The following is a 21662-nucleotide window of genomic DNA, read 5'->3' on the forward strand; positions in this document are numbered from 1 at the left end:
CGCCCCTCCTGTTCGACTTAACGCTTAATTGCTTTTTTACCAAACGCTACAGCCAAGATGATAATCAATCCTTTAATCATCATTTGCTGGCTGACATCAAGACCCATAATGATCAACCCATTGTTAATTGTTCCGATCATTAATGAACCGATGACTGTACCAATGACTGTACCTACGCCGCCGAAAAGGCTTGTTCCGCCGAGAATTACTGCAGCGATAACGGAAAGTTCGTCCCCTTCCCCAAACGTAAAACGCCCGGCATGCATCCGTCCTGCATAAAGCAGCCCGGCAAACCCCGCCATAAAACCAGAACCGAGGAAAACAAGAAGCTTAATGCGTTGTGTTTTTACACCTGAGAATCTTGCAGCGCTTTCATTTCCGCCCGTTGCAAGTGTTTGTCTTCCAAATGATGTCTTGCGCAGTAAAAAATGAGCAATAATGGTTGCTAATACTGTCCAAACTAAAAGAATAGGAATCGGTCCGATATCTCCTGAACCAAATACAAAGTTGAATGTTGCGTCTACAATCGGCACTGGTGCCGTGTCCGTAATCCACATTGCAAGACCTGCGACGGTTCCCATTGTACCAAGCGTCACAAGGAAAGATGGAATCGCCAGTTTTGTTACTAATAAACCATTTACTAATCCAACAAGAAGACCTGTTCCTAAACCAATCGCTACGCCGCCGATCATGCCAAATCCGGCTTGAATGGTTAATGCTGCTGTTAAAGAAGACAATGCGGCAATTGAACCAACAGACAAGTCAATTTCTCCGGTGCTGATAACAAATGTCATCGCAAGACCCATTAATGAAATCATCGCTGTTTGACGAATAATGTTAAGCAAATTGTCCGTAGAAACAAATCCCTGATCATGCAAAGTAACTGAGAAATAAATGATGACACCAATAAAAGCAAGGTAGACAATGTAGTCCCGCCAATCGAATGATTTCTTCTTGCGCGAAACCGTATGGCTGCCCAAAGCAACTGTACCGTTTAAATTAGAATCCTTGGATTGCATGTTGTAATTCCTCCTCTGTTTCAATATCACGTCTTTGCATTTCCTTGATCATTCGCCCTTCATGCATGACTAGTACACGGTCACTTAATGCGAGAAGCTCAGGAAGTTCTGAGGAAATGACCAAAATGGCTTTCCCGCTGTCTGCTAGTTCGCGCACGACATCCACAATCTCAGTTTTCGCTCCGATGTCTACACCAATCGTTGGTTCATCAAGTATTAGCACAGATGGATCATTCGCCAGCCATTTTGCCAGAACAATTTTTTGCTGATTGCCTCCAGATAATAGATTGGTTGTTTTATAAATATCATCTGTTTTAATGTTTAGTTTTCTAACAAAGTCATTGGCCACTTTATTGGCTTTTTTATTATCAATAAAGAAACCTTTCTGCATTTTCGATAAGATCGGCAGAATGATGTTATCTTTCACACTATGTTCTAATACAAGACCCTGTACACGCCGGTCTTCTGGAATAAGCGCTAATCCTGCTTTTATGGCATCCGGTGCATTTTTAATCGTTACCGGCTTACCGTTTACAACGATATCGCCGCTGTCTTTCGGACCTGTTCCGAAGATAGCGCTTACGGTTTCAGTCCGGCCGCTTCCCATCAATCCGGCGATGCCCACGATCTCACCTGGATACAGGTTAAAATTAACACCTTGTACTTTTGACCCTACTGTTAAATTTTTCACTTCCAATACAGGTGCAGCATCTTTTGCATACTCCCGTTCCTTCCATTCAAACGCTTTATCCATACCCGATCCGACAATGTACTGAATAACCATGTCTAGATCGATTTGTTTGCAGTCTTCAGTAGCGACATGTTTTCCGTCGCGTAAAATCGTAATACGGTCACAAATTTCAAGAATCTCATCCATACGATGCGAAATATAAATAATCGCATAGCCTTTTGATTTCAACTGATTAATAAAGGAAAATAAAACTTCTGTTTCTTTTTTTGTTAAAGAAGCGGTTGGCTCGTCCATGACGAGAATTTTGGTTTCCTGCGATAATGCTTTTGCGATTTCAGTCATTTGCCAGTACCCCACTCCAAGGTTTCCGACAAGTTCATTCGGATCAATATCGACTTCTAGCTCTTGAAGCAGTTTTCTTGTTTTTTCAACACATTCTTTATCATTTAATAACCCAATGGATGTTTTATCTTCTCTGGTAAGAAAAATATTTTGTGCCACTGTCAATGTGGGAATCAAGCTGAACTCCTGAAAAATCATCGATATATAATTTTTTCTGGCATCATCTGTATTGTTAATTTCAACGAGCTGGTCATCAATGTAAATTTCGCCTTGATCGGCTGTGTAAACACCTGTTAAAATTTTCATTAATGTCGACTTTCCGGCTCCGTTCCCGCCCATGAGCGCATGAACTTCACCTTTTTTAACAGAGAAATCAACTGAATTGAGTACCGTAATCCCATTAAACGCTTTTGAGATATTTTTCATCGAAAGCATTGGCTTTTCCAATCTCATTCACCTTCTTTATAACAGAGGCTGCGGCTGCAGCCTCTATTTATTTTTTCAAATTCATTATTTTGAAAGATTCACCATTTCGCCTTGTTTCGAAAGATTCACCCATTCGCCTTTTTCCGCTGATTCCAGAATCGCGTCAGAAATCACTGCGATTTGGTAGCCGTCTTCAAAGTCTGGTGAGACGCTTGTGTCTTCCGCAATGGATTTCATAAAGTCATATGTTTCAATAATTTTGGTTTCACCGTAGCCGATTCCAAGTGCCGGGATTGGCCATAAACCTTCTCCGTATGGATGAGCAGGACCTGTGTAAACGGTTCTGAAACCACGGCTGTCGCCCGGATCATCTGAGAAGCATACTTGCAGTTCATCGCGGCGCTCATAGTTAAAGACAAGAGACCCTTTTTCACCGTGAATTTCAAATGTCAGGAAGTTGTTGCGGCCCCATGCGTTGCGGGTTGCTTCAATGCTTCCAACAGCACCATTTTCAAATTTCACGAGTGTCATGAATTCATCATCTACATCAACCACTGCTTTTGGTACATCTTCATCTGCTTTTACTGTTCCAAGCTTATCGACGCCGCCGCTTTGAATTGGTCGTTCGCCAATCCATGTTTTTGCAACAGCGTTTACATCTGAAATCTCCCCGACAAGGTAGCGTGCAAAGTCAATCACGTGTGTTCCGATATCACCAAGTGCACCGGAACCTGCACGGTCTTTTTGGAAGCGCCATGAAAGGGGTGAATTCGGATCAGCCGACCAGTCCTGCAGGTACGTGCCGCGGAAATTCAAAATCTTGCCCAGCTTGCCTTCTTCAATATATTTTTTCGCCAGCGCAACCGCTGGTGTTCTGCGGTAGTTGAACGCAACCATGTGCTTTACGCCTGCTTCTTTTACCGCATCTAGCATGGTTTTCGCTTCCGCTGCATCACGCGCAAGCGGTTTTTCGGAAATAATATGCTTGCCTGCTTTAGCTGCAGCGATCGCAATTTCAGCATGAGAATCATTTGGCGTTACAATGTCGATAATATCGATTTCCGGGTCTTCCACTACTTTTCTCCAGTCTGAAGAATAGTTGTCAAAGCCCAGACGGGCAGCTGCATCTTTTGCCAATTCGTCTGTTACATCTACTACTGTGTGGCGGTGTGGAGTTACTGGAGCCGGCCAGAAAAACATTGGCATCCCTGCATACGCCAGTGCATGCGCTTTCCCCATAAATCCTCCGCCAATCATGCCTACATTAAGTTTTTTCATTTTAGTTTCCTCCTAAATGGTCATTATTTTTATTTTGCAGCACTTTGGACTACTTCTGGTGCCGGCTGACGGTACACTAACTGCCAAGCATCTAATACGTTTTCTTCTGTTACACTCAGCCCTGGAACTGCTACATACGGCGGTACTTCTTTTCCAAGAAGAGCCTGCCCCGCTAAAATAGCTTCGGCGATGCCCTGATCGTACGGAAGCTGAGCTCCAAGTCCTTTAATGCTTCCGCCAGAAGCAATGTCCAGCGCTGCATTCGTACCTAAGTCAACTGTTGTGATCACTAAATCTTCATTTCCTGTTGCCCGGGCTGCCGCTAACACCCCTTCTGCAGGCACATCCCAAATAGCAAAGATGCCATCCAGGTCATTATGTTTAGTCAACATGCCTGAAGCCACTTCTTCACCATCATTTGGGCTTGTGATACCACTCCGTGCAACGATTTCAATATCTGGATACTTTTCTTTGATTGTTGTTTCAAATGCTTCAACACGCTGATTGTTTACAAAGAAGTCAACATCGTGGAAGATAACACCGATTTTCCCTTTGCCGCCAAGTTGTTTAGCCATTGTTTCTGCAGCTGCTACCCCATTTCCGTAGTTATCTGAAGAAACAACGCTTAAATAGTCCTTCCCAGCAGTTAAACCAGTTGGCGGAACATCCATAAACACTAATTTCACGCCGGCTTCAGCCGCTTTTTTAAATGAAGCAGCAGTAGAAGTAGGATCTACAGGCAAGCTGACAATGATATCAGGTGATTTTGCCAGAACCGTTTCAATATCAGCAATTTGTTTTTCGGGCTTAAACTGCCCGTCTGTTACTGCTACTACTTCAATCCCCATTCTTTCAAAAGCAGCTTTTAAGCCGTTTATTTGTGCTGTCGAGTAATCATTTCCTGTGTAGTGCATGACAATAGCCGCTTTGTATTTACCTTCTTTAATTTTTGCCAGTTCTTCTTCAGTCAATTGCAGCTTAATGGCTGAAAAAGCATCTTCCCCGTTTGGACCTTTGCTCAAAATTTCTTGTTCGGATGAAATTTCAGGATTGATTGTCAATGGTCCTGTTTCTTCAAGCTTTACTGCTTTTTGCTGGCTCTCTTCTGTTTTTGAAGCGCTTTCTCCGCCGCATGCAGCAAGCATGAGGCTTCCGCCCAATAACATAGCTGTTAATAGTGAAGATTTTCTTTTCATAGTCCCGTCCCCTTTGTTTGTTAATTCTTTTTATCTATTATTTTTCAAAAGAAGATAAGAAACGCCGGCTTATTTCTGCTCCTTGCTTCGGTACTTCATAGCTGTCCAATTCAACTACAATCCAATCATCGTAACCGGCTTCATTCAGAAGGCGGAGCATCTCATCAAACTTCTGATGACCTTCACCGAGCGGTAGAAACTCACCGTTTTCGTAGTCTTTAAAGTGAATGTACTTAATCCGGTCTGCATACTTGCGGACCACTTCAACCGGATCACCGCCGCCGGCTTCAATATGAGCTGTGTCAGGGCATAAGCCAATCTCTGTAAGCGGCATTAGCTTGTCCAGCTGGTCTGGCGATTCAACATTTGTACCAAGGTGCGGATGATAAGTCGGAATCAATTTATGGTTTTCCGCAATTGCCTTCACTCTATTAAGCGCTTTTCCCAAATCTTCGTAATCGCTTTCCAAAATCCCTTGCGAGCGAACAGCACCGCCGCCGATCACTAAATGACGAGCGCCAAATTCAGCAGCAAGTGCAGATACTTCTTCAATTTTTGTTAATTCTTCTTCCAAAATATCCGGGTAAATAAAGTTCCCGCCTGTATAAACACCAATCAAGGTTAGTTTGTATTTTGTAAGCAACGCTTTAAATTCTTCTTTATTGTCCTTATACTGCATCAGGTTTCCATCAAAAATTTCAAATCCTTTAAAGCCGGCTTCCGAAATGTCCTTTAAAGCTTCCTCGGTAGAGCCATTCGCCAGGTAATAAAGATCTTTAATTGAAGTGACTCCGGCAGGATGACCCACTACCCCGCCCCACGTATTTGTTTGGTATCCAAATTTCATTATTTTTTCCCCCGTTTGAATAGTTTGTAAAAGCACATCAACGAATGCGAATGTGGCTCCACCACCTCCTTAAAATGAGCAGCTTGTGAATTTTAAAGAATCCATGGTAAACGTTTACATTAACTAAAGAAATTATCTGTAGTATAACTACTTTCCTTTTCGTTAAAGCTTTTGCCATCAAAACTTCTAGTGAGGCTGTTTTATTCTGCTCGTAAACGTTTACATCATTTTTTAAAATTTGTTTTTCAATGTCTGCATTTACAGCATGAGTCCCGAAGAACCAGCTTGTTTTCTAAAATGTACTGTGTTTTCTTCATTTTCTGCTTTGTCATGAGGCCTATTAAAAGTTCCATCGCTTTTGTGCCTATGTCAAAAGTCGGCTGTGAGATCGTTGTTAGTCCTGGCTTAAAGATGGCCGAAAACTTTATATTGTCAAAGCCAATAACCGATATGTCGTTCGGAACAGATAATCCTTTTCGCTCAATTGCATTGACAGCACCAAAAGCCATCTCATCGTTCGCCGCAAAAACTGCTGTAGGTGTGTGGCTGTACGCTAAAAGTTTGAGCATCATATTCAAGCCGCTTTTATAAGAAAAGTTACCTTCTTGCACTAATTCGGGTTCAACCTTCAGATTATACTGTGCCATCGCCTGATAAAATCCCTTCATCCTGTCTCTGCTCAGTACGCTATTCATGGGGCCTGAGATAAAGCCTATTCTCTTGTGCCCTAGATTAATCAGATACTCGGTTGCTTTTCGCGCACCGCTGACGTTGTCAATAGAAACTGTCGGAACATTAACGCCTTCCAAGTATTCGCATGCAAGAACGACCGGATACTCAGAGGCTATTTCTTCCACGATATCCGCTTCAATTCCTGCTGTCAGCAAAATCATTCCTGCTGCCTTTTTTTGGCGAAGTATGCTTAAGTATCCCTTCTCACGTTCAGCACTATTGTCTGCATCTCCAAGCAAAACCTGGTAACCGTTTTCGAGAGCTACAAATTCTATTCCTCTCAGCACATCGGAAAAGAATGTATTCGTAATATCCGGGACAACTACTAGAATCGTTGTTGTTTCAGACATTCTCAGCTGGCGGGCCGCTGCATTAGGTTGATAGTTTAAATCTTCGATGACTTCTAATACTTTTTTGATAGTCTCCTTCGCTACCGTTTCCGGTTTGCTTAACACCCTTGATACAGTAGCAATTGAAACATTTGCTTGTTTGGCTACCTCTTTAATTCCTGGCATTTTAGGATTCTCTTTTCTTTTTTGTTTCTGCTTTCTTTGTTTTGTTATAACCGCATTGTAAACGTATTCATTTTGAGTGTCTAACCGGCTTCAAACACAGTTTTCTTCCATTCGACAAGGCATTTTCCAGGTTTCAGACCTAAAAATGATGCGTTTAAACAAAAAAAGTATAAATTTTAAAAAATAAAAAAACTCAGCACCCTAGGCTGAGTTCCATAATTTCTTATGACATATATCTTTGCAATTCATCGATTTTATGCTTTGAAACCTTTGCTGACCGGTCATAATCTTTAAAATATGCTTTATATCCTTGACCCGCTGCTTCGATTTTTATTAAAAACCTCATATTGATGATACAGGATCTATGAGACGCTATAAACCTGGAGTCAAGAGCTTCTTCTAAGCTTGCTAACGTTTCATTTGTTTCGAATTTATTATTTCTTGTATAAATGACGGATTTGCGATCCTCTCTCTCTATAAAGATAATTTCATCAAGCGGAATAAAAATGATATTTTTGTGCTGTTTAATCGTTAAATTCTTTTTAGCAGACGGCTCTTTACCAGCTTTTAGTTTACCGGCTTGTGCAGCCCTCTCTAACGCACTGTATAAACGATTTCGCTCAATTGGCTTTAAAATATAGTCGACAGCTCTTACATTAAATGCCTCAAGTGCATAATCGTCATGGCCGGTAGTAAAAATAACCTGCAAGGATGGAAAAAGTTCTTTACATGCTTTAACTGCTTCCATACCATCCATTAAAGGCATTCCAATATCCACTAAAGCAATATCCGGTTTTTCTTTCGTCACATACTTGATTAATTCTTCACCATTCGTTGCTTCTCCAACAATTTTATAATCAGGTAAACTGCCGATAAAATATCTTAACAGTTTTCTTGAGGCTGCGTCATCCTCAGCGATTAACACTTTCATCCGGTATTTCCCTCTTTCCTTATACTTCTTCTTGAGCTGCTGCTTTTTGAATGATGGCTGGCGCCTCCTTGTTATAAACGAGTTTCCAGGCGTCCAGAATATTTTCTTTTGTTACTCTTAAAGATGGAACAGCCACATAGGGCGGCGCATATTTTCCAATTAACGCATATCCTGCTAGAATGGCTTCAGCGACTCCCTGCTGGTATGGAAGCTGCGCACCCAGTCCCTTTATTAGACCGCCCTGGGCAATTTCCACTGCCACATTTAAGCCCAAATCGGCCGTTGTAATAACCAAATCATTTCTTCCTTCAGCATGAGCAGCTTTTAAGGCTCCTTCAGCTGGCACATCCCACACGACAAAGATACCATTCAAGTTTTGATGCCTTCCAATCATGGAAGCTGCTGCTTTTTGCCCATCGTTCGGACCGTCAATGCCAATGCGGTCAATAATTTGAATTTCAGGATAAGTTTCTTGTATCGTTTTTTCAAATGCTTCTGTTCTTTGTTTGGTTGCAAAAAAATCCTCTTTATAATAAATAACGCCTATATTGCCTTTTCCACCTAATTTATCAGCCATAACATGAGCGGATTCAATACCATTTCCATAGTTGTCTGAGGATACAATACTAACATAATCTTTTCCATGCTGCAGGTTCTTTGGTATATTATCCATGAATACCAGCTTTGTATTTGCCTGGGCTGCTTTTTTATATATGCTTTCCATTCGTGCCGGTTTTACAGGGATACTTATAAGAATATCCGGCCTTTGGGCTAAAATGGCTTCAATATCCGCCACTTGCTTTTCCCAATCAAATTGGGCATCCGTTACCGCTATGATCTCAATCCCCATTTTTTCAAAAGTGGCTTTTACTCCTTCCACTTGGGACTTTGACCAATCGCTTCCGCCATAGTGCATGGCGATGGCTGCTTTGTAGTTCTTTTTCTTGATTTTCTTCAAATCTTCTAAAGATAACTGGAGTGTTTTTGCGGATACAGCTTCTTCCCCGTAAGGTCCTGTGCTTAAAATTTTATGATCTGGGATATTTTGATAAATTGTTTTATTTAACGTTTCCTGCACGACTGTTAAAAACTCTTTTACATTTATGGGTTTTGTCACATAGTTATCAAACCCTTTAGCCAAGGCATATTGAATATCCTCTGGCATCGCGTTTGCACTGACGGCAATAACGGCAATATCCTTCGTTTGTTCATTCCTTTTTAGCCTGTCAAAAACTTCGTAACCATGAATGTCGGGGAGATTAATATCAAGCAAAATTAAATCCACTTTTTTCTTCGCTACGAGTTCTAATCCTTTTTTTCCAGTGGGGGCTGATAAGAGCGTAAAGGAAGGCTGCGATTCAATAATGTTACTTACTAAATGAAAATTGGCCTTATTGTCTTCGATATAGAGCAAGCGGTAGTGCTCTGCTTTATCATTATTTACAGTACGTGGTTCCACCTGTTCACCCCACCTGACAGCGGCTTTTAAATTAGTTGGAACGGGCAGACTAAAAGAAAAATCACTTCCTTTTCCTTTAGTGCTTGTCACACTAATATCCCCTCCCATTAAGTGTACAAGCTGTTTAACGAGAGACAAGCCGATGCCTGTTCCTGCTTCCTTTGTTCCTTCAATTCGATAGAACGGAACAAATATTTTAGTATATTCTTCTTTTGAAAGCCCTATACCTGTATCCACGATATGAACAACCTGCTCGCTCCCTTTTTGATAGCAATCAATTATTATTTTTCCGTAATCTTTGTTATACTTAATGGCATTATCCAGAAGGTTAAGGATTATTTGTTTAAGGCGAATTGGATCAGCAAGAACTAAGGTGTTTTGAAAGGGAGTTAATTGATTATGAATGCTTATGTTCTTTTTCTTTGCAAGCGGCTGAACAATATTGATACATTCGTTCATAACGCTAAGAAGATTAACCTCATCTATTGAAATTTTCAAATTGCCTGTTTCGATTCTCGATAAATCCAATACTTCATTTACTAATTCTAGTAAATGCCTTCCTCCATTTAAAATTTCCTGAACAAAGTCTTGCTGTGTTTCGGTTAACCCCTCTTCTACTTCCAAAAGCTGAGCAAAGCCAAGAATGCCATTTAGCGGCGTACGGAGCTCATGGCTCATTTTAGACAGAAAGTCCGATTTAGCTACATTTGCTTTTTCAGCTTCTTCTTTTGCTTGAATAATCATTTTTTCCATTCTTTTGCTTTCAGTCACATCTTCAAAACCCCACAAATAACCATAATCCTCGTTTTCCTCTTTAAGTGGAACACAGTTACACCGCAGTGTGACAGTTTGATAGATTTCAATCTCTTTTGCTATGCTTTTCTGATTTCCGAGCTTTTCAGTTTCCAGCTCATTCATTTCTTCGTCAAAAAGGCTATGTAGGTTCGGAGCATGATGTCCAATGTATAAATCAATCCCGCCGTCTAACTTGAACATTTCATAAAACTTCTTGTTCATAAGCCTAACCTTTTTATTTCGATCTGTCACAATAATTCCGCTGTCCAGCCGATCAATCAAATTGCGCTGAAAAGCGTAAGAATCCATTAATTTTCTTTCTTGTTGTTTTTGAAATGTAATTTCGGAAAGTGTCACAAGAGCAGAACGTTCATACTTACCCGGTAATGTAAGCGGGTTAGAATTAACAGAAAGCCACTTTGTTTCCTTGTTTTTATCTTTTACTCCTAATATAAAATCTTTAATGGGAGTGCCATTCCGCTGGGTAATGACCCCCGGCAGCTCTGAATAAGGAACCGTTGAGCCGTTTTCTTTTATGTACTCCTGATTTAATTCCTTCATAGAAGATTCTGTAAAATCACCTGTTTTAATCCCGAGCATTTTGTTTGCGCTTTCATTAAGCGTGATGATTTCTCCCCCTGTTTCAATCAGTACCGCTTCAGACATTGTTCCAAGAACCGTCCGATATAAATTTTCTTTTTGTCGGATGTCTTCCTCCATCTTTTTTCTTTTTGTGATGTCAATACACGTTCCGACTATTTCAACCACTTTCCCTTCTGAAACCAAAGGTCTTAAATATGTCACATACTGTATATTATTATACACACCTTCGTATTCTACAAAACGGCCTTCCCACGCTTTTTCGTAATATGTAATTAATAAGTTTGCCATCTCAATGTCATCTGGATACATTTCATATAATGTTTTTCCAATAAGCCCTTCTGGGTGAAAATTCATCTTATAAAGTAATTCGCCTTCAGAAAATGTATGGATAAACTTGTTATTTTTGCGTCTGAACTTAAATATCATCCCCGTGTCCTGAAAGCCTGCCTCTGAAACATATCCTGAATCCTTCATTTGATTCTCTCCTCACTTGTTAAAAAACAAAATAAAAGTAAAAAATTCTTAACAGTAATTCTGGCATTGGCATGGCTGAATGACAACCCTTTCCTTAAAAAACGATTTTTTATTGGCTTGTTTTACACTAAATGAATGGTCTATTATATCAATGCTTCATTTTTACATCCACTGGATAGCTGACCGCTGTACCTATAGAAAATACCTCCAAGTTGGCTTTTTAGATAGCGAACTTTATGAAAAAAAGGGAAATGGTATATGTCTGTGGCAGTTTCCTTTGAACCGAAGGTAGTTTCCTCTTCTTCTAAAGTGATAGGTGTAGACGTAGAGCTACATTATTTAACTGTTGCTTCAATAGGGACAAATTCATTGTTTTTCAAAGGATATTAAAGAAATCGATGTTATGAAAGGAGCGGATTTCTTTTAATTCTCCTTCTTCAAGTAAAGATGTATCGATATTGTACTTACAGCTGTATAGAAAAAGTACATTATTATCTTTACGCTCAAATAAAGATGGAAAGGAGAATGCAGATGGCCAGTATTCGCAAGTATAAAAAAAGCGGTGAGAAAAAAGCGTATTATGAATTCCGCATTCGCTATAAAGATCCTATAACTCATGAATATAAAGAAAAATCAAAGAGAGGTTTTACGTCGTCAATCGAGGCTCAAATTGCTGCTGCAGAAGAAGAAAAAAGAATTTTGGAAGGCTTCGAAGTAAATGAAAAAGTATACACCCTGGAATCATTCTTAACAAACTGGCTGCTTGAGTACAAAAAAGGTTCGGTCCGTAAAAACACGTACCTCGTACATGAAAGGAATATCCAAAATCATATTATTCCATATTTTCAAAATCTCTTGTTAAAAGATTTAAAGCCCATTATGTATCAAAAGTTTTTAAATCACCTGACTGATAAAGACTACAGCAAACGGACCGTAGAAATTGTACATGGAACAATATATAACGCAATGAGCAAAGCAGTTATTCTTGGCATTCTACAAAAAAATCCCTGCTTGGGGGCGACCGTTAAAGGCACGGAAAAGCAAAAAGAAATCCAATTCATCGATTCCGCCGACATTCCGGCCTTTTTACAGGCAGCCTACCAGGACAACTATCTTTACTGGCTCTTTTTTCTGGTGCTTATTGAAACTGGGATGCGTAAGGGAGAAGCCGCTGCCCTCCAATGGACAGATATTGATTTAAAAGGAAAAACTATTTCTATTAATAAAACACTGGACTTTGATCCCAAAGAAGACGAAGAATTGTTTGGAGACACAAAAACACATAAGTCAAAACGAATCATCACGATTAGCCAATCTTTGACCAATACCTTTCAGTTTCATTTAAAATACCAGAATCAAAATAAGCTGGCATTAAAAGAGATTTACCACCATGATTTAAATCTTGTTCTGTGCCGTAATGATGGCAATATTATGTCTAAGTCTACTCTCTTTAATTCCTTTGCCCGTATTTTAAAAAAAGCTGATCTCCCCCAGCTTTCTATCCATTCGCTGCGCCATACCCACGCAGTTCTTTTGCTGGAATCTGGCGCTGACATGAAATATATACAGGAACGCCTTGGTCATGGGAGTATGGGTATTACCGCAGATGTGTACTCCCACATTTCGAAAAAGCTGGAACAGGGGAACCTACAAAGGTACGAGGATGATTCCGAACGGCTTTTTAAAAGAGAATAACATCTTGTGGGTGCTTTGTGGATGCGGGGTTTCCCGCACTCTTTTTTTAAGTGTTTTACCCACAATTTAAAACAAAGAAAAACCCCTTGAAGCCATACGGCTCAAGGGGTTGGGTTTCTTAGTACATTGACATGTACTGTTCGCGCTCCCATGGGTGTACTTGTGTTCTAAACATATCCCATTCGATTTCTTTTGCTTCGATGAAGTGCTCAAGAATGTGCTCGCCCAGCGCGTTTTTGATGGTATTGTTTTTCTTTAATACATCAAGTGCAATTGACAAGTTTGATGGAAGATCACGTACGCCTTCTGCTTCGCGCTCTTCTTTGTCCATTGCGTAGATGTTGCGGTCTACTGGAGCTGGAGCATCCATTTTGTTTTTGATTCCGTCAAGGCCTGCCGCTAGAAGAACAGCCATTGCAAGGTACGGATTCGCTGCCGGGTCAACAGAACGCACTTCTACACGTGTGCTCATGCCGCGTGATGCCGGGATACGGATCAATGGGCTGCGGTTTTGACCAGACCATGCAACGTAGCAAGGAGCTTCGTAGCCTGGTACAAGGCGTTTGTAAGAGTTAACAGTTGGATTACAGATTGCTGTGAACGCTTCTGCGTTTTTCACAGTACCTGCGATAAACTGGTAAGCTGTTTCGCTTAGCTTCAATTCGCCGCTTTCGTCAAAGAACGCGTTTTGACCGTCTTTGAATAGAGACAAGTTCATGTGCATACCAGAGCCGTTTACGCCGAACAATGGTTTTGGCATAAATGTCGCGTGCAAGCCGTGCTTGCGGGCGATTGTTTTCACAACTAGTTTAAATGTTTGGATGTTATCACAAGCTGTAACAGCATCCGCATATTTAAAGTCGATTTCGTGCTGACCCGGTGCTACTTCGTGGTGAGATGCTTCGATTTCAAAGCCCATTTCTTCAAGCTCAAGCACGATATCGCGGCGGCAGTTTTCGCCAAGATCTGTTGGCGCAAGGTCAAAGTATCCGCCATTATCATTTAGCTCAAGTGTTGGTTCACCTTTTTCATCCAATTTGAACAGGAAGAATTCCGGCTCAGGCCCAAGATTGAAATCTGTGAAGCCAAGCTCTTTCATCTCTTGCAATACACGTTTTAAGTTTGCACGAGGGTCACCCTGGAACGGCTCTCCTTCAGGTGTATAGATATCACAGATAAGACGTGCTACTTTTCCTTTTTCTGCAGTCCAAGGGAAAACCACCCAAGTGTCAAGATCCGGATAAAGATTCATGTCTGATTCTTCAATACGCACGAAACCTTCAATGGAAGATCCGTCAAACATCATTTTGTTGTCAAGCGCTTTGTCAAGCTGGCTCACTGGAATCTCTACATTTTTGATTGTGCCCAGAATATCTGTGAACTGAAGACGAATATATTTGACGTCTTGTTCTTTTGCTAAGCGCTGAATGTCTTCACGTGTGTACTTACCCATTTGTATCCATTCCTCCTCAAATATGTAAACCTTGTATGCAAAAGATTAGTGAAAAAACCGCCGGTCCATTCCCGAAGAACGATTGAAGCGCCCTGCATTGATCAGCTCTTTGCGAAGCAGCTTGCGAAGTTCCTCATCGGTGAACTCTTTTTTCGATTTTTGGCCACTATCTTTTGTTTCTAATTCGATCTCCTGCGACTCGTCTTTAAGCAGGATTTTTTTAATTCCGGCCATATTGATGCCCTGGTCCAAAAGGTCTTTTACTTCCAACAGGCGGTCAATATCGTTCAATGAATAGAGACGCCGATTTCCATCAGAACGATCCGGAGTAATTAACTGATGCTGCTCATAATAGCGAATCTGCCTCGCGGTTAAATCCGTTAATTTCATGACGGTTCCCATTGGAAAAAGCGGCATTGTCCGGCGTATTTGGCTGCTCATGTTATCCCCTCCTTTTTCTTATCTGATCTGATAAACTTACTATAAATCATGTGATATCATTTGTCAACTTAATGTAACGTTTTATCACACAATTTTATTTATAGTTGAAAAGGTTGTCAGATTCTCTTTGTTTCAATTAAATAATCAATTGCACTGGCTACTGCAATTTTCACGTGGGCGTACGTAAGTCCCCCCTGCACGTATGCAGCATACGGCGGACGCAGCGGCCCGTCTGCGGTCAGTTCGATACTGGCCCCCTGCACGAATGTGCCTGCCGCCATAATCACATCGTCCTCATAGCCCGGCATATAAGCAGGCTGCGGGGTTACATGCGAATTTACAGGCGAAGCAAACTGGATCGCCTGGCAAAACGCGACCATTTTATCACGGTCGCCAAACTCTACCGCCTGAATTAAATCGGTGCGCGGCTCATTCCAGGCCGGTGTCGTATTCATGCCAAACCCTTCAAGTATCGCGGCTGTAAATACTGCTCCTTTTAAACTTTCTGCTACTACATGGGGAGCGAGAAACAGGCCCTGATACATTTCAGGCAGACTGTAAAGGCTCGCGCCTGCTTCTGCTCCGATTCCAGGTGAGGTCATCCGGTAAGAGCAGCTTTCTACATACTCTTTTTTGCCGACAATATAGCCGCCTGTTTTGGCAAGTCCGCCGCCCGGATTTTTAATCAGTGAGCCTGCCATTAAATCGGCACCGGCATGCAGCGGCTCTTCCCGCTCAACAAATTCACCGTAGCAGTTGTCTACAAATACGACTGCCTCGGGCTTAATGTTCTTTACAAATGAAATCATTTCCCGAATGTCTTCTATTGTAAAGGATGGACGTAAAGCATAGCCTTTCGAGCGCTGAATGGCAATCATTTTCGTCCGGTCGTTAATACTCTCGCGAATACGGTCAAAATCCGGTCGGCCGCTTTCCGTTAAATTAATGTGCTCATATGAAATGCCAAATTCACGAAGTGATCCGTTTGATGGCTCGTTGATGCCAATGATTTCATCCAATGTGTCATACGGTTTACCGGTTATATAAAGCAGTTCATCGCCGGGGCGCAAAATGCCAAACAATGAAATGGTAATAGCATGCGTACCGGAAATAATTTGTGGGCGTACCAGGGCACTTTCGCCGCCGAATACATCTGCGTATACACGTTCAAGTGTGTCCCTTCCTGCATCATCATAACCATATCCGGTAGAAGGGTTAAAGTGAAAATCACTTACCTGGTTGGATTGAAAGCTTTTCAATACACGAAATTGATTGAACTCTGCCCGCTCGTCAATCTGCCGGTGAATGTCGGCGATTTTGGCTTCTGCTTCTGCTGCTTTTTGGCGAATAGCGTCACCGTTTTTTAACAAATCAAACATGCTGGTCATAATTGTGTTCCTACTTTCTTGTTCGCTTGTTTCATCATAGCAAAATACCGCTTTTCTTAAAAGAAAAAGTAGATGCCGGTTAAGAGAATCGTTTATAATAGAAAACGAACATTAAACATTTTAAGCGAAGGAAGGTTCGGAATGGAGCTTACATGGGATGTTTTTACGGTCATTGGCACGATCGCCTTTGCGATCTCTGGCGCCATTGTAGCGATGGAGGAAGAGTATGACTTGTTTGGTATATATATTTTAGGCATGATTACCGCGTTTGGCGGCGGGGCGATCCGGAATTTATTAATTGGGGTGCCGGTTTCAGCACTATGGGAGCAGGGAGAGTTTTTCACCATTGCTGCGCTTTCGATTACAGCTGTTATTCTTTTTCCACAAAATCTTCTCCGCCACTGGCCGGTATGGGGAAACTTTTTTGATGCGATCGGTCTGGCTGCTTTTGCTGTACAGGGTGCCTTATACGCATCCGGCATGAATCACCCGCTTAGTGCTGTCGTGGTTGCAGCGGTGCTGACCGGAAGCGGCGGAGGGCTTGTACGCGATGTGCTGGCACAGCGGAAGCCTGCTTTGCTGCGGGATGAGGTATACGGGGTCTGGGCAGCGCTGGCCGGCTTGATTATTGCCCTTGGCGGTGCATCGACACCGTCGCAGATGATCATTTTATTTCTTTTTATTACTGTGCTGCGTATTCTTTCTTACAAATATGGCTGGCATTTGCCAAAGCGTACCGTTAAACTGTAAACGCCCGTCTTGGACGGGTTGTTTTGTGCAATAAAAAAGAATCCGTTTATTGAACGGATTCCGTTTTCAGAAGAAATTGATCTCCTTTTCCTGCTTTCATAGCGTCTTCTGTCAGCAGGGAGTGGAGCATCATGTCGTTGAAAATACGTGCGATATCTTCAAGAGACAATTCTCCTTCTTTTTTAAACCATTTGTACATCCAGTTGATCATTCCCATAATCGCCATCGTTGAAATTTCAGCCGGGACTTCCAAACGGAAGTCTCCGCTCTCCTGGCCTTCACGAATGATTTGCAGCAGCAGCTGACGGTACTGATCACGCTTTTCGTTAATCTGCTTTTCAAAATCACCTTTTAAATACGTACTTTCCTGATAAAACACCGTAATATGCGATTTATACAAATCAAAAATTTTCGTAAATGACGTAATAATACCGCACATTCGTGATACAGGATCTGCTTCTTTTTCGTACGATTCCTTGGCTTTATTGAGCAAATACGAAATAAACACGTCATGGATATGGTACAGCAGTTCATCTTTTGACCGGAAATTATGATAAAATCCGCCTTTCGATGTGCCGCATTCGTCTACAATCTGGTCGATCGTCACTCCATGATAACCGTATTTTTCAAACATGATTAAAGCGGTTTCAATGATTCTTTCTTTCACAGGCTTTTTTTTCATCTTCATCATCCTTTTGGACATTCTATCATATGTTTTTTTATTGTGACAATTGAAAATCTTCCCCTTTCAGTGTTTTCAGCTCTTTTTTTGAATGAGCCGTCTGCTTCATCAGCCGGATTGCTTGACGCCGGGCGGCTTTTTCAATTAACGTCCGAACATTCCGCCCGTTTGCAAAACGGAAGCCGGCTCTTCTTTTTTCCTGTTCAATCATTGCTTGAAGCGTGGCTCGGCCGTCCCGGTCGATTTCATAGTTTTTTTCTTTGGCGATTACATCCGCAATTTCAAGCAGCTCCTCTGTGGAATAATCCGGAAAATGATGGACAATCGGGAATCTGGACTGAAGGCCCGGGTTCATCGACAAAAAGTGCGCCATCTCCCGCGGGTAGCCGGCGAGAATTAAAATAAAGCTGTTTTGATGATCCTCCATTTGTTTCACAAGTGTATCAATCGCTTCCTTGCCAAAGTCTTTTTCTCCGCCTCTTGCCAAAGAGTAGGCTTCATCAATAAACAATACACCGCCCAGGGATTTTTTGACGAGATCACGTGTTTTTTGTGCTGTGTGGCCGATATATTCCCCCACCAGGTCTGCCCGCTCTGCTTCAATAAAATGACCCTTTTCAAGAAGACCAATTCTCTTAAACATTGAAGCAAATAGCCTGGCAGCGGTGGTTTTTCCGGTTCCCGGGTTGCCGGTAAACAGCATATGCAGCATCTGTCCACGTGTATCAATGCCAGCTTCGATGCGTTTTTTGCTAATATAAGCGGCTGCATACAATTCCCGTATGAGTATTTTCAGGCCATTCAGGCCAATCAAGGCGTCCATTTCTTCTTCGATCTTACGGAGCAGCCCATGCTCTGGATGTTCCGGCCAGCCGTCCGCCAGCGGTGCTGGCTTTTCTTTTGGGTTGAGGACGACATGAATACGGCCTTCCTTGTTTGTCTGCTTCATGCTGCGCCCCTCCTTTATAAGAAAAGATATGCAGACGCACAAAAAAAAGACCCGCTCAAGGGCGGATCTCTGGAGTCTTTGGTTATTGTTCTTCAAAATTCAAGTTCACGCTGCGCTGAGGAGCAAATGTCGAAATGGCATGTTTAAACACAAGCTGCTGTTTCCCATCGGTTTCTACAAGAACGGTAAAGTTATCAAATCCTTTAATCAGCCCGCGCAATTGAAACCCATTAAGTAAAAATACGGTAACCATTGTGCTTTCTTTACGCAGCTGGTTTAGAAATTGGTCCTGAATGTTAATTGGCTGTTTCATGCTTCGTTCCTCCTCTTTCTCTCTGAATCCATTATTATTAATTCTACCTTAGATTCAGCTTTCCTGCCAGCAGGGAACAAATTTGTTGTTTTTTTTCTTTTCTTGAAGCTTCATCCGTTACATCAAACCAGTCAATGTCCATTTTATTGCGGAACCAGGTAAGCTGGCGTTTGGCGTACCGGCGCGAATTTTGTTTAAGCACCTCCAGCGCTTCTTCAAGAGGTTGCTCCCCGCGCAGGAACGGAAACAGCTCTTTGTAGCCAATCGCCTGAACGGCCGGCACATCAGACAGCTGCTGGCGGTACAGCCATTCTGCTTCCTTCAGCAGCCCCTGCTCGACCATCAAATTCACCCGGCGGTTGATTCGGTCATACAGCACGGCCCGGTCCATCGTCAGCCCGATCATGGCGCTTTCGTATTTTTCTGCCGGTGCTTCGGCACTTGGCCGCTCGGATGGAAGCTCACCGGTCGTCCGGTAAATTTCCAGTGCCCGAATGGTCCGGCGTACGTTGTTTGGATGAAACGTGGCAGCTGTTACAGGGTCCACCCGCTTCAGCTCATCATGGAGCGCCTGTGCCCCTATTCTGTCCGCTTCTGCTTCAAGAGCTTCCCGTACAGTGCCGTCTGCCTCTTCCGGGGCAAATTGGTAGTCATATAACACAGATTGAATATAAAGACCCGTGCCGCCGCATATAATGGGCAGCCGTCCCCGCGCGTTGATGTCCGCGATTTTTTCGCGGGCGAGCTGCTGAAACTCGGCAGCAGAAAAAGATTCATCTACATTTTTAATATCAATTAAGTGATGCGGGACCCCGTCCATTTCTTCTTCTGTTACTTTTGCAGTTCCAACGGAAAGACCCCGGTAAATCTGCATAGAATCCCCGCTGATCACCTCACCGTCAAATTGTTTGGCCAGGTGAATGCTTAAATCGGTTTTTCCGGATGCTGTCGGGCCAATCACGACAGCGACTTTGTTTTTTGTCACGTTTTTCACAGCCTTTTATGGATAAGTATCCTTATTATAGCGGATACGGACCCTTACGAACAGGCATCGATTTCTTTTTGAAGCTCTGTGGCATGTCTCGCTCTTTCTTCTTCTGACCAGCCGAACAGCCGGGCCATTTTATTTATCACCTGCTCTTTGTACGCGAGGACCGTGTGGATATCAAACAGCAGGGCTCCTGTACGGCGGATAAAAAAGTCTGCCGGCGTATAGGCCATTTCTTCCTCGATCGCATAGATAAGCTGCGCGTTTAACAAGTCCGGCAGTTCGCTGTCTTCCTTGTAAGCAAACACTTTTTCCGCGTTGGACCCGTACATACGGGCAATTTTCTCTGCATCTTTTTGAGTAAAGCCTTTAGCCACGCCGGCTGCTGCTTTCGCTTGCACAAAAGCCGGGAAGTTCGCCGAGCCGCCCACATCACCGCCTGAGATCGGCAGATGCTTCGTCTGGGATGAACTATAGAGAATACCCTTTTCCTCCTTCAGCCGCTTGGCAACCAGATCCACAATCGTTTGGGCCATTTTCCGGTAGCCGGTCAATTTCCCGCCGGCAATTGTCAGCAGGCCGGATTCTGTTTCCCAAATTTCATCTTTGCGGGAAATTCCAGATGGATCTTTGCCTTCCTCATAAATAAGTGGACGGACACCTGACCAGGACGACTCGATATCCGCTTCCTCTACCTGTACAGAAGGGAACATAAACCGGATCGCATTGAGCAGGTAAGCACGGTCTTCCGCTGTAATGTCTGGACGGATCGGATCGGTATTGTAAAAAGTATCAGTTGTACCGACATACGTTTTGCCGTCACGCGGAATCGCAAACACCATCCGCTTATCCGGTGTATCAAAGTAAACAGCCTGCTGAAGCGGAAAAACGGACTGATCGATAACAATATGAACGCCTTTTGTCATGCGGAGGTGCTTGCCGTTTTCACTTCCGTCTTTTTTGCGCACTTCATCTACCCACGGGCCGGAAGCGTTGACCACTTTGGCGGCCGTAATAGTCAGCGCCCGGCCGGTTAATTGATCAACGGCTTGAACGCCGGTTACTTTGCCGTCCTTATACGTAAAGCCTTCCGCTTTCACATAGTTCAGGCAGCGTGCACCTTTTTCAGCCGCCCGCTTCATCACCTCAAGTGTCAGACGCGCATCATCTGTCCGGTACTCCACATAGTAACCGCCGCCTTTTAATCCTTCACGCTTTACAAGTGGTTCCTGCTTCAGCGTTTCCGAAGCCGAAAACATTTTCCGGCGCTCCGACCGCTTGACGCCTGCCAAAAAGTCATAAACGCGGAGGCCGAGAGACGTAGAAAGCGGGCCGAACGTGCCGCCAGCGTGAAACGGAAGCAGCATCCATTCCGGTGTGGTTACGTGCGGGCCGTTTTCATATACGATCGCCCGCTCCTTGCCGACCTCTGCCACCATTTTCACTTCAAATTGTTTTAAGTAGCGAAGGCCGCCGTGCACAAGCTTTGTGGAACGGCTCGACGTACCTGCCGCAAAATCCTGCATATCGATTAAAGCGGTTTTCATGCCGCGCATGGAAGCATCCAGGGCAATACCGGCGCCGGTGATACCGCCGCCAATGACGAGAATGTCATACTGCTCGTTTTGCAATGCCTGTATCGCTTCTGACCGCTGGTGATTTGTGAACTTCATTTTGTCATCCCCTTAATGTGGT

General features: G+C 43.0%; 18 protein-coding genes. 2 read left to right on the forward strand and 16 right to left on the reverse strand.

The features are described from left to right. Positions 1–17 precede the first annotated feature (17 nt). From VP97_RS08510 to VP97_RS08545, 8 genes are all read right to left on the reverse strand, one after another. Positions 18–1019 (reverse strand): ABC transporter permease, encoded by a 1002-nt coding sequence (locus VP97_RS08510; RefSeq protein ID WP_050181345.1) that lies wholly within the window; start codon positions 1017–1019, stop codon positions 18–20. Next, a complete protein-coding gene (locus VP97_RS08515; RefSeq protein WP_216594922.1) occupies positions 1000–2499 on the reverse strand; it encodes a sugar ABC transporter ATP-binding protein in 1500 nt (499 codons plus the stop codon). The genes VP97_RS08510 and VP97_RS08515 overlap by 20 nt, the downstream gene beginning before the upstream one ends. Before the next feature lie 63 nt (positions 2500–2562). Continuing rightward, positions 2563–3756, reverse strand: coding sequence for a levoglucosan dehydrogenase (locus VP97_RS08520; RefSeq protein ID WP_050181347.1), 1194 nt, complete (start codon positions 3754–3756; stop codon positions 2563–2565). 29 nt (positions 3757–3785) lie between these two features. After that, on the reverse strand, positions 3786–4952 hold the full coding sequence (locus VP97_RS08525; RefSeq protein WP_050181350.1) for a substrate-binding domain-containing protein: 1167 nt from the start codon (positions 4950–4952) through the stop codon (positions 3786–3788). 37 nt (positions 4953–4989) lie between these two features. Next, positions 4990–5799: a sugar phosphate isomerase/epimerase family protein gene (locus VP97_RS08530; protein WP_050181683.1), complete on the reverse strand. Its 810-nt coding sequence runs from the start codon at positions 5797–5799 to the stop codon at positions 4990–4992. Between the two features lie 245 nt (positions 5800–6044). Further along, positions 6045–7046, reverse strand: a complete 1002-nt coding sequence (locus tag VP97_RS08535; RefSeq protein WP_050181351.1) for a LacI family DNA-binding transcriptional regulator — start codon at positions 7044–7046, stop codon at positions 6045–6047. Between the two features lie 223 nt (positions 7047–7269). Then, on the reverse strand, positions 7270–7977 hold the full coding sequence (locus VP97_RS08540; RefSeq protein ID WP_050181352.1) for a LytR/AlgR family response regulator transcription factor: 708 nt from the start codon (positions 7975–7977) through the stop codon (positions 7270–7272). A 19-nt stretch (positions 7978–7996) separates the two neighbouring features. Further along, positions 7997–11308, reverse strand: coding sequence for a substrate-binding domain-containing protein (locus VP97_RS08545; RefSeq protein ID WP_156153454.1), 3312 nt, complete (start codon positions 11306–11308; stop codon positions 7997–7999). Between the two features lie 531 nt (positions 11309–11839). Between VP97_RS08545 and VP97_RS08550 the strand changes: the two genes are divergently transcribed. Next, positions 11840–13003: a site-specific integrase gene (locus VP97_RS08550; protein WP_050181353.1), complete on the forward strand. Its 1164-nt coding sequence runs from the start codon at positions 11840–11842 to the stop codon at positions 13001–13003. A gap of 118 nt (positions 13004–13121) precedes the next feature. Here VP97_RS08550 and glnA read toward each other — a convergent pair whose 3' ends face one another. From glnA to VP97_RS08565, 3 genes are all read right to left on the reverse strand, one after another. Continuing rightward, positions 13122–14456, reverse strand: coding sequence for a type I glutamate--ammonia ligase (glnA, locus tag VP97_RS08555; protein WP_050181355.1), 1335 nt, complete (start codon positions 14454–14456; stop codon positions 13122–13124). A gap of 45 nt (positions 14457–14501) precedes the next feature. Further along, on the reverse strand, positions 14502–14897 hold the full coding sequence (locus VP97_RS08560) for a MerR family transcriptional regulator (protein WP_050181357.1): 396 nt from the start codon (positions 14895–14897) through the stop codon (positions 14502–14504). Between the two features lie 116 nt (positions 14898–15013). Next, positions 15014–16276, reverse strand: coding sequence for a methionine gamma-lyase family protein (locus tag VP97_RS08565; RefSeq protein ID WP_050181684.1), 1263 nt, complete (start codon positions 16274–16276; stop codon positions 15014–15016). Positions 16277–16426: 150 nt separating this feature from the next. Between VP97_RS08565 and VP97_RS08570 the strand changes: the two genes are divergently transcribed. After that, on the forward strand, positions 16427–17035 hold the full coding sequence (locus tag VP97_RS08570) for a trimeric intracellular cation channel family protein (protein ID WP_050181358.1): 609 nt from the start codon (positions 16427–16429) through the stop codon (positions 17033–17035). 46 nt (positions 17036–17081) lie between these two features. Here VP97_RS08570 and VP97_RS08575 read toward each other — a convergent pair whose 3' ends face one another. From VP97_RS08575 to VP97_RS08595, 5 genes are all read right to left on the reverse strand, one after another. Then, positions 17082–17717: a TetR/AcrR family transcriptional regulator gene (locus VP97_RS08575; protein WP_050181359.1), complete on the reverse strand. Its 636-nt coding sequence runs from the start codon at positions 17715–17717 to the stop codon at positions 17082–17084. 37 nt (positions 17718–17754) lie between these two features. Beyond that, positions 17755–18666 (reverse strand): AAA family ATPase, encoded by a 912-nt coding sequence (locus VP97_RS08580; RefSeq protein ID WP_050181361.1) that lies wholly within the window; start codon positions 18664–18666, stop codon positions 17755–17757. A gap of 82 nt (positions 18667–18748) precedes the next feature. After that, a complete protein-coding gene (gene hfq / locus VP97_RS08585; RefSeq protein WP_050181362.1) occupies positions 18749–18979 on the reverse strand; it encodes an RNA chaperone Hfq in 231 nt (76 codons plus the stop codon). A gap of 43 nt (positions 18980–19022) precedes the next feature. Further along, the gene (gene miaA / locus VP97_RS08590) at positions 19023–19964 is read right to left on the reverse strand and encodes a tRNA (adenosine(37)-N6)-dimethylallyltransferase MiaA (RefSeq protein WP_050181363.1); all 942 of its coding nucleotides are present in this window, start codon (positions 19962–19964) and stop codon (positions 19023–19025) included. A 53-nt stretch (positions 19965–20017) separates the two neighbouring features. Beyond that, positions 20018–21640: a glycerol-3-phosphate dehydrogenase/oxidase gene (locus VP97_RS08595; RefSeq protein WP_050181364.1), complete on the reverse strand. Its 1623-nt coding sequence runs from the start codon at positions 21638–21640 to the stop codon at positions 20018–20020. Between the last annotated feature and the right edge of the window lie 22 nt (positions 21641–21662).

Source organism: Domibacillus robiginosus, from assembly GCF_000966195.1.
Lineage (GTDB): Bacteria > Bacillota > Bacilli > Bacillales > Domibacillaceae > Domibacillus > Domibacillus robiginosus.